Origin of the sequence: Anaerococcus sp., assembly GCF_022770135.1 — a bacterium.
Taxonomy (GTDB): Bacteria; Bacillota; Clostridia; order Tissierellales; family Peptoniphilaceae; genus Anaerococcus.
Genome location: NZ_JALEIL010000074.1, coordinates 1 through 9,280, shown reverse-complemented (window position 1 = coordinate 9,280; position 9,280 = coordinate 1). Strand labels below are relative to the sequence as shown.

At 35.7% G+C, this 9,280-nt stretch carries 9 protein-coding genes; all 9 read right to left on the bottom strand.

The window, feature by feature from the left end; genetic code table 11:
* The coding region (locus MRZ08_RS03465) for an Rnf-Nqr domain containing protein (protein WP_297379266.1) at positions 1 to 274 on the bottom strand (274 nt) is incomplete at its 3' end.
* Between the two features lie 8 nt (positions 275 to 282).
* Entirely contained in the window at positions 283 to 828 is a 546-nt protein-coding gene (locus MRZ08_RS03460) for an FMN-binding protein (protein WP_297379264.1), read from the bottom strand.
* Positions 821 to 1,798, bottom strand: coding sequence for an RnfABCDGE type electron transport complex subunit D (locus tag MRZ08_RS03455; RefSeq protein ID WP_297379263.1), 978 nt, complete (start codon positions 1,796 to 1,798; stop codon positions 821 to 823). Before MRZ08_RS03455 ends, MRZ08_RS03460 begins: the two co-directional genes overlap by 8 nt.
* Before the next feature lie 9 nt (positions 1,799 to 1,807).
* Complete coding sequence (rsxC, locus tag MRZ08_RS03450) at positions 1,808 to 3,127, bottom strand: electron transport complex subunit RsxC (RefSeq protein ID WP_297379262.1); 1,320 nt, start codon at positions 3,125 to 3,127, stop codon at positions 1,808 to 1,810.
* Between the two features lie 67 nt (positions 3,128 to 3,194).
* Positions 3,195 to 3,851 carry a lytic transglycosylase domain-containing protein gene (locus tag MRZ08_RS03445; protein ID WP_297379261.1) on the bottom strand — a complete coding sequence of 219 codons (657 nt, stop codon included), beginning with the start codon at positions 3,849 to 3,851 and terminating at the stop codon, positions 3,195 to 3,197.
* Positions 3,838 to 4,440 (bottom strand): dephospho-CoA kinase, encoded by a 603-nt coding sequence (coaE, locus tag MRZ08_RS03440; protein WP_297379260.1) that lies wholly within the window; start codon positions 4,438 to 4,440, stop codon positions 3,838 to 3,840. The genes MRZ08_RS03445 and coaE overlap by 14 nt, the downstream gene beginning before the upstream one ends.
* Positions 4,427 to 7,066, bottom strand: coding sequence for a DNA polymerase I (gene polA / locus MRZ08_RS03435; protein ID WP_297379258.1), 2,640 nt, complete (start codon positions 7,064 to 7,066; stop codon positions 4,427 to 4,429). Before polA ends, coaE begins: the two co-directional genes overlap by 14 nt.
* Positions 7,067 to 7,140: 74 nt before the next feature.
* Positions 7,141 to 8,712 carry a hypothetical protein gene (locus MRZ08_RS03430; RefSeq protein ID WP_297379257.1) on the bottom strand — a complete coding sequence of 524 codons (1,572 nt, stop codon included), beginning with the start codon at positions 8,710 to 8,712 and terminating at the stop codon, positions 7,141 to 7,143.
* A 1-nt stretch (position 8,713) separates the two neighbouring features.
* Positions 8,714 to 9,280: GtrA family protein (locus MRZ08_RS03425; RefSeq protein WP_297379255.1), on the bottom strand; the 567-nt coding region annotated here is incomplete at its 5' end.

Sequence of the window (9,280 nt, the reverse complement as noted above, 5' to 3'; positions counted from 1 at the left end):
CGATAAAGGCAGGGATTCTTATTTCATCTGAAATGAAATTTCTTAGTAAAGAAATTACCAAGTTACTCATTACTACTACGAATATTACTGATATTCCCATTCCTATAGCATTGGTCAAGGAAGAAGATATGGCTAGAACTGAACACATACCTACTGTTTGAACGAAAACTGGGTTATTAGCAAATATTCCTTCGATAAAGACTTTTCCTAAATTCTCTTTAGGAGCTTTCTTTTCTTTTTTATTTTCTATTGGTCTATCAATTTGATTTTCCATAATATCTCCTAATCAAGTTCACCTAGGACACTTGCTGCGTCATTGATACCTCTTAGGATTGTTCCTGTAGATATCGTCGCACCAGAGATGCCTACGATCTCATTTTCTCCGCCAGACTCAGAAGCTTTTACTTCTCCGTCCATGCTTACTCCTACCATTCCTTCCTTGAAGAAGTCTTCTTCCATTTGTTTACCGAATCCTGCAGATTCTGCGTGGTTTAATGGAGCAAACCCTGTGATATTGTGATCTTTGTCACATCCTATTAGAAATTCTATATCTCCACCGTATCCACCTGGTGATAGGATTTGGAATACATAACCATCTCCATCAGCGCCTGTTGCCTTGTAGATTTTCTCAAGGCTTGCTGGCTTATCAGCTAGGTCTACTTCTTCGTAGGAGTCTGCTGGTAGGACAACTGATAGGGATTCTTGAAGTTTCTCTTGGGCCTTAGCTTCTATGATTGGGCTTGTAGCATTGTTTGTCAATGCTAGGGCAAAGGCAGTAACTGATGTAATCAAGAATAATTTTAGGCCTAATTTTAAACTATTATTCATTTTCTTTTCCTTTCTTTGCCTCAACTTTACCAAAAGTCTTAGGTCTTGTGTGAGCTTCTATTATAGGAACTACTAGGTTCATAAGAAGAATTGAGTATGATACACCTTCTGGATATCCACCCCACACTCTTATTATAGCTGTAAGGATTCCTGCTCCTATAGCAAAGACATATTGGCCTTTGATTGTCATTGGGGTTGTTGTGTAGTCAGTTGCCATAAAGAAGGCACCTAGTAACAAACCACCTGATAGGACATTTCTTAAGGAAGCTGCGAATCCATCTGGACCAAATATTCCTAATAAAACTGTCGCTGTAAGTATGTATGTTAGTGGAATTCTAACGTGAATTACTTTTCTTACTATTAGATAGCATGCACCGATTAAGATTGCAAGGGCAGATACCTCTCCAAGACATCCTGGGATATTTCCGAGGAATAAATCCATTGTGCTGAAGCTTGCTGGATCTGATAGAGGAGTTGCTCCTGATACCATTGACACGTCTTTGACAGTCTTTAGGGTTGCTACTCTTTGTGGTGGTACAAAGCTTGTCATAGTTTCTGACCAAGAAGCCATGAGGAAGGCTCTTGCAGCAAGGGCAGGGTTAACTATGTTTTGTCCTATTCCACCAAAAAACATCTTAGCTACTACGATTGCAAACATAGCTCCGATTACCATTTGCCATACTGGTAAGGTAAATGGAACGTTGTAGGCAAGTAAGATTCCTGTTACTACTGCTGATAAATCTTTGATTGATTGATTTCTCTTTGTTGCTTTGTTAAATATATATTCTGATAACACGCAAGTTATGACAGATGCTAGGATTAGGATCAAGGCTCTGTAGCCAAAGTAATATACTGAGGCAAGTCCTGCTGGTATTAGTGCTATAATTACATCTAGCATGTCCTTTTTAACTGTACGATTGCTTCTAACATGAGGAGAAGCTGTTACCAATAGTTGTTTTGTATTTTCCATATTCTCCTCCTATTTACCTGCTTGTCTGATTTGTCTCTTACCAAACTTGATTGCCTCTACTAGAGGTCTGTTTGATGGGCAAACAAATGAACAAGATCCACACTCTATACAATCCATAATATTAAGCTCTTGAGCCTTTTCGAATCTCTCTTCTAGGGAGAACTTGTGGATGTAGAGTGGAAGTAAGTAAACTGGACAAACATCAACGCATCTACCGCATCTGATGCAAGGACTTACTTCAAGTGGCTGAGCTTCATCACTAGAAAGGACTAGGACGCAGTTACTTGCTTTTTCTGTTGGTCTAGTTAAATCTGGTTGAGCAATACCACACATTGGACCACCATTTACAAGCTTAGCAATATCATCTGCCCCACCTGCTTCTTCTATAAGATATCCAAATTCTGTTCCGCAACGAACTAGCATGTTTGTTGGGTTTTTGACAGACTTACCTGTTACGGTAACGATTCTTTCGTAAAGTGGCTTGTCCATATAGATTGCTTCGTAGATTGCATTCATTGTAGAAACATTTGATACTATAGCTCCAACATCCATTGGAAGTCCGCCACTAGGTACTTGACGGTTTAGACAAACATCTATTATTCTTTTCTCGTCACCTTGTGGATATTTTGTTTGAAGCTTCTTGATTTCAATATCAAATGCTGAGTTTTCCTTAGCGAATTTCTCTAAGGCATTTACCATTGTATCATAGGCCTTTGGCTTGTTATCTTCTATAGCGATAATTCCTTTTTTGGCAGATACTGCCTTCATCGCTTGGGTCAAAGCCTTAAGTATTCTTTCTGGTCTATTTTTCATTAGATAATCATCACAAGTAATATATGGTTCGCACTCAGCTCCATTTACTATTACTGTATCGACTGGCTTGGCTGGTAAATATTTTATGTGAGCAGGAAAGGCTGCTCCACCCATACCTACTATTCCAGCTTCTTTGATTTTTCCTACGATTTCTTCTGCACTAAGTTCGACATTATCTTTTTCTATGTATTCTTTATCTTGGTCGAAACCTTCGGTATCAATTACGACTGCCTTGGCATTTTTACCTGAGGCAGTTTGTAAATCGATAATGTCCTTTACCACTCCAGCTACGGAAGAGTGGATGTTTGCAGAGAAATTTCCGACAGCTTCTCCTATAAGCTGACCTACACTAACTTCGTCTTTTTTTGCTACAAGACATTTGCTAGGTGCACCTATATGTTGGATTAGAGGAATTGTTACAAGTTTAGGAATACTTGCCATATGAAGTTCACTGTTTTCAGTAAGCTCCTTATACTCCTCCATGTGCACTCCATTTTTAAAAGTAATGGAATTCATAAATCTCTCCTTCTATTTTTATTTGCTCTTCTTCTATTATAAATTAAAATCGCTTTTCATTCAACGGTTATCTTATATTTCTGATGAAATCTTTAATAAAAATCTCAAAATTTCTAAGGCTTAAGCTTCTTAGGTCAGAAATTTCTTCCTCGCTTGGAAGGCCATCCTTGTAAAACTTTTTCATAACTTCGTAATTAGCATTTACCTTTGTGACATATTGCCTAGTTTCTTCGAAAGGAATTTTTAAAGGATCTGGATTGTCCTTATCAAGAGTACCTTCCTTAATCCAGCTGTCAACATTGCCAACTCCACCATTGTAGGCTGCAAGGGCTAGGTCTCTGTTGTTATAATATCTATAAAGATAGTCAAAATACCCTACTCCTAAATCTAGGTTGTAGTCTACATCGTTGAGCTTTTCTGGATAGTAGTCAATACCAACGACATCTGCAGAATGCTTGGCAGTATCTTCTAATAATTGCATTAGACCGTGGGCTCCTTGGTGGCTTTGGGCCTTATTATCAAAGTCAGATTCTACCTTGATAATTGATGCAGTTAAGAGGGGGTCAATATTGTATTTTTCTGAGTATTCATATATTTCATCTTGGTAGGATATTTGAGTTCTGGATGTTTGATAGGCTATTAGGCCGTAGACTATAGCGAAAAATATGACTATAGCAAGGATTATAAAGCCCAAAACTTTTCCTATAAATTTAACAACTTTCATTAAAGTCACCTCGCTTAATGATTTTTTCTATTTGCCTTCTTAAACTTTCTATATCGCCGCTATTATCGATTATAATGTCACTTTGCTTTTTCATTTCTTCTAGCTCATCCTGGCTTTCAATCTTCTTTAGGGCAAAGTCGTAATCGATCTTATCACGAGCCATAAGTCTTTTGATTTGAACGTCCCTAGAGGCAGTAACAAGAACTACAAGGTCGTGAGGAAATCTATCCTTGATCTTAAAGAATAAGGGAACTTCTATAAATACCTTATCTTCCTTGCTATTTTCCACCATTTCATTAATAGCAGCTATGATATTAGTATGACTTATTTCGTTAAGTCTTGCCATCTTTTCCTTATCATTAAAGATAATTTCGGCAAGTTCCTTCTTATCAAGATGATCTCCATCAAAGGCAGGAGCGAAGATTTCCTCCTTTTTGATAGCGAGATAATTCTTGCCCCCTTTTTTGATAAGGTCTCTATTTACCTCATCGGCGCTGATTAATTCGTAGCCTTTTTCCTTTAAGATTTCCGCCACAGTCGACTTACCTGAAGCTATAAGGCCTGTAATTACAATCCTACTTGGACTCATACATGCTTACTCCAGTGTCGATATCTACAATCAAAGGAACCTTAAGATCTGCCGCAGACTCCATGGATTCTCTTAAGATTTTGATAGCTTCATCCTTACATGATTCATCCGCCTCAAGGATTATCTCATCGTGGATTTGGAGGACGATTTTGGCATCAAGTCCTGCTTTTTTGAGATTCTTGTCAGTTTCTATCATGGCAATCTTTATAATATCTGCTGCAGTTCCTTGGATAGGAGTATTTAGGGCAACCCTTTGACCGAAGCTTCGAACGTTAAAGTTTCTCGAATTAATCTCTGGGACATACCTTCTTCTCTTAAATAGGGTCTCCACATAGCCATCTACCTTGGCTTTTTCTACAATAGAATCCATATATTCCTTGATTGAAGGATAGCTTGCCATGTAATTGTCGATATACTCCTTGGCTTCCTTCCTTGGGATATTAAGGTTTTGTGATAGACCATAGTCGCTTATACCGTAGATTATTCCGAAGTTTACTGCCTTTGCCTCAGATCTTTGTCTTTTCGTAACCTTATCGAGATCAGTGTGAAAGACTTTTGAAGCGGTCTTGGTGTGGATATCTACGCCTTCCTTAAAGGCCTCTATCATGTGGCGATCTCCTGAAAGTGAGGCGAGGATCCTTAGTTCGATTTGTGAATAGTCCGCATCTATTAGGATTTTCCCTTCCCCTGCCCTAAAGGCCTTTCTGATAAGTCTTCCTTCGTCAGTTTTAATTGGAAGGTTTTGTAGGTTAGGATCTTGGGAAGAAAGTCTTCCTGTAGCAGCTATATTTTGCCTAAAGGTTGACCTAATTCTGCCATCTTCATCTATGGCCTTCTCAAGGCCTTCTATATAGGTTGAACGTAGCTTGAAAAGCTCCCTATACCTTTCGATTTTAGGAATGATTTGATGTTTATCCCTTAACTTCTCTAGGACTTGGGCATTAGTTGAAAAACCTGTCTTAGTTTTCTTGATAACAGGAAGGTCAAGGTCTTTAAATAAAACCTCACCCAATTGCTTGGTGGAATTGATATTAAACTCGCTTCCTGCTAGCTCATAAATCTCCTCAGTGATCTTATCTATATCCTTATCGATATTTTCCTTTAAATCTTCTAAGACCTTTTTATCTGTCACAAAACCAACGATTTCCATATCGGATAGGACCTTGGATAGCTTAATCTCAATCTCATTATAGAGGTCTAGCATGTGGTATTCATCAAGTTTGTCTTCCAAGATTTTCTTAGAATCTTCTATTGCATTAATTCCGCTTGCAAGATAATTTCCAAGCTCATCAAAGTCTAAGTCCCCATATTTTAGGGCCTTCTTCCCCTTACCTAAGATGTCCACTGGACTTTTTACTTCATAGGCAAGGTAGGATTGGCTTAGGACCTTTAAATCATAGGAAGACCTTGATGGATCTATTAGATAATGCATAAGCATCATATCATCATAAGGAAGTTTAAGATTTATCCCAAGCTTATCAAGAAGGACAACATCTTCTTTTATATCGAAGGAATTTTTCACTACATCTTCATCTTCGAAGACTTCCTTAAAGTTACTTACAAAATCACTATCAGGATCTACTATATAAGTAGGTGTATCAGTAGTCTTAATTGCTATTTTAGAAATATCACTGTGAATATATCTATCCCCTTCATAGACAGACTTGAAGGTAAATTCCTTGTTTTTCTTGATAGCGTCTATTAGCTTATCTGGATTCTCTAACTTCTCATAGGTAAATTCCTTATCCTCTTTAGGACCAGATCCTCCGTCCATATCTTCAAGGAACTTGTTGAAATTGTATTTCGAATACTTTTCTCTTAAGCTTTCAAGATCTGGCTCCTTAACTTTTAGTTCTTCTAGATCAAATTCTACTGGAGCACTGGTCACAATCGTACCTATTTTCTTACTCATGTAGGCAATAGCTTCGCTATCGATTAGAGTCTCTTTGGTCTTTTTGCCAGAAACTTCGTCTATATGTTCATAGAGCCCTTCGATAGATCCGTATTTTTGGATAAATCCGATTGCCTTCTTTGGACCTATTCCATCAACTCCAGGGATATTATCGGACTTATCTCCCTCAAGCCCCTTAACTTCGATTAATTGTTTAGGACTTAGGCCAAATTCTTCCTTGATGGAATCGACTGTGTATTCCTTAGTCTCGGAAACTCCCTTCTTGGTAAGATTGACTACGATTTTATCATCTACAAGCTGCAAATAATCCCTATCTCCAGTGATTAAAACAGATTCATAGCCTGCTTCTTGAGCCATCTTTGCATAAGTCCCAACAATATCATCTGCCTCAAATCCGTCAAGATCGGTGTATTTGATATTAAGGGAATCTAAGATGTCCTTAAGTATTCCAAATTGATAAGAAAGCTCGCTAGGCATTTTATCACGAGTTCCCTTGTAGTCCTCAAACTCCTTGTGCCTAAAAGTCTTCGAAGCCCTATCAAAGGCCACAAGTACATAATCAGGTTTATATCTATCAAAAGCGTTGTTGTACATGGTCAAAAAACCATAAACGCCATTAGTCATAACGCCGTCATTGTTTGTAAGTTTAGGAAGAGCAAAAAACGCCCTAAAAATCAAACTAGACCCGTCAATTAACATAACTGTTTTACTCATTATTACTCCTTTACATATAGTATATCATACTTTGTTTTGAGGATTAAAAAAAGTAAGCGGCCAAGCCGCCTACCTTATTCTTCGATGATATAATCAAAGTCTTCTTTATTGAATTGTTTCTCATCCCCTACAAAGGTGTCTTTTACTTCTGACGTATCAAAAGTAAACATAACTATTCTAGTGTATAATCTAGAATTATCTCTTTCTTTAAATTTAACTAAAATTCTTTTACCCGCAGGAATATTTTCTTCATCTCTCATCCTATTAAATTTCTCTATAGCTTCCATCTGTCTTTGTGTCGATGGAGCAATCAATTCTGAAAAATAACAAGTAAAAATTAAAAGTAATCCTAATAAGATATTCAACACATTATTTATATTAAAATCAAGATTTAGTATATAGAGAGACATCATTGCAAGATAAATATGAGTTGTCCTAATATATCTATCATAACTTTCAAGTCTTAAGGCTTCACCAACATCCATAGAGAAAATATATGTGAAATAATTTCCTAGCTGATAAATAGCATAGAAGAAAATCACCAGCATAATTAAATTTCTTATTATTTTATTCTTATTATAGATAAAATATATTATTAATAGTAAGATTACTAAACCTATAATAAAATAATCATTTAAAACTCTTCTTAAAAATTCTTTGCTAATTTTAATGATAGTTTCCCTATCTTTTTGCTCAAATATCTTCTCGTATCTATTGATTGAGACAGCATGCTTTGAACCTAGGGAAAAATTATATTTCACATGGTTTTTCCAGGATAAGAAAGCAGTCAATAAAGCACCTATATTAGCAAATACAAGCTTTTTGCTAACTCTATAATATTTTATAAGTAAATACACTAAAGCTACAGATGCAAATAAAATAGCACTCGTTTTTATAAGTACAAGACTTACAAACATTGGTATTGCAAAATAAAGATTCTCGTAATTATTTACATCTATATAATAAATGTAGGCAAAAACACCAAAGGCAGTCGTAGCTATAACCGTGTCTACTCTTAGGCTTTGAAATCTTATATCATAAAAGCATGCAAATAGACCAAGAACTACTAGTAAGATTATTTTTGCTATATCTTTCTTATAATCTTTAATTGACGAAAATAAACAAAATACTCCCGAAATAACTAAAATAGCATTGGCTGCTAACATTCTACTTTCACTATAACCAATAAGTTTTACGAGACCATAAATAAAGTAAGCAGAGGCTTGAGGATATGCCGTATAATCAATCCTAGTTTCATGAACAGTATTTAAATGATCTGTCCTCAAGAATAACCTAGCTAAAACTCCCCAGTGGCCAAAATCGTCTTGAACATACAAATGTTTGCCATTTAAAACTAATCCAATAATACCTATAATTACAAAAAATACAATATACTCAGGAAATAATAATTTTAGTTTTAATCCTTTTCTATAAGCTCTTGCTAATAATATTAAACCAAAAACATTACTTACAATTACAAACTCTTTCATTAAAGCCAATTGAGCAAACACATAAATTGAACTAATATAACTTGTAAAAATTAAAAATGGTAAAAAGTAAGTATTGATTTTATATTTATTTTTTATAGTCAAACTATATCCTAAGAAACTCAAGATTAAGAATATAGTCGCAAAAATAGCTCTCATATCAATCTCCATTAAAAATAAACTTATTCTGTATAGTAAAAGAAAGCAAGAAAATAATAGTATCAACTATAAGCTTAATTACACTTGCATTCATATTTACTCTTTCAAATATCATATCTACAAAAAATGCAGAAAGAAGCAATTGGCAAAGCCACAAAGATACATACTTTATAAACTTTGACTTCTCTTTCTTATCATCAGCAAAAACCAGATTCTTATTTACATTATAATTAAAAACACCTGAAATAATCCTTGCAAGTGCGGTAGATGCCCAGATTACCTTACTAGATGTAGCCAATATCCTTGGTAAAAGTTTAGTAAGAACGGTGAAAGCACCAATATCTACCAGAAAAGATGAAAGGGATGAGATGATAAACTTAAAGAAAGTACCAAGCATGACCCTATAAATCTTAAATGAATCCTTGATGGGGTGAAAGTGGGTCTCGCTATTATTATCAAAATAAACAGTCTCTATAGGTATTTCTATGATTTTCTTCTTAGTTTGAGATGAATTAATAAGCATATTTATCTCATACTCAAACCTTTCGCCTGGCAAATCCAAGAAATC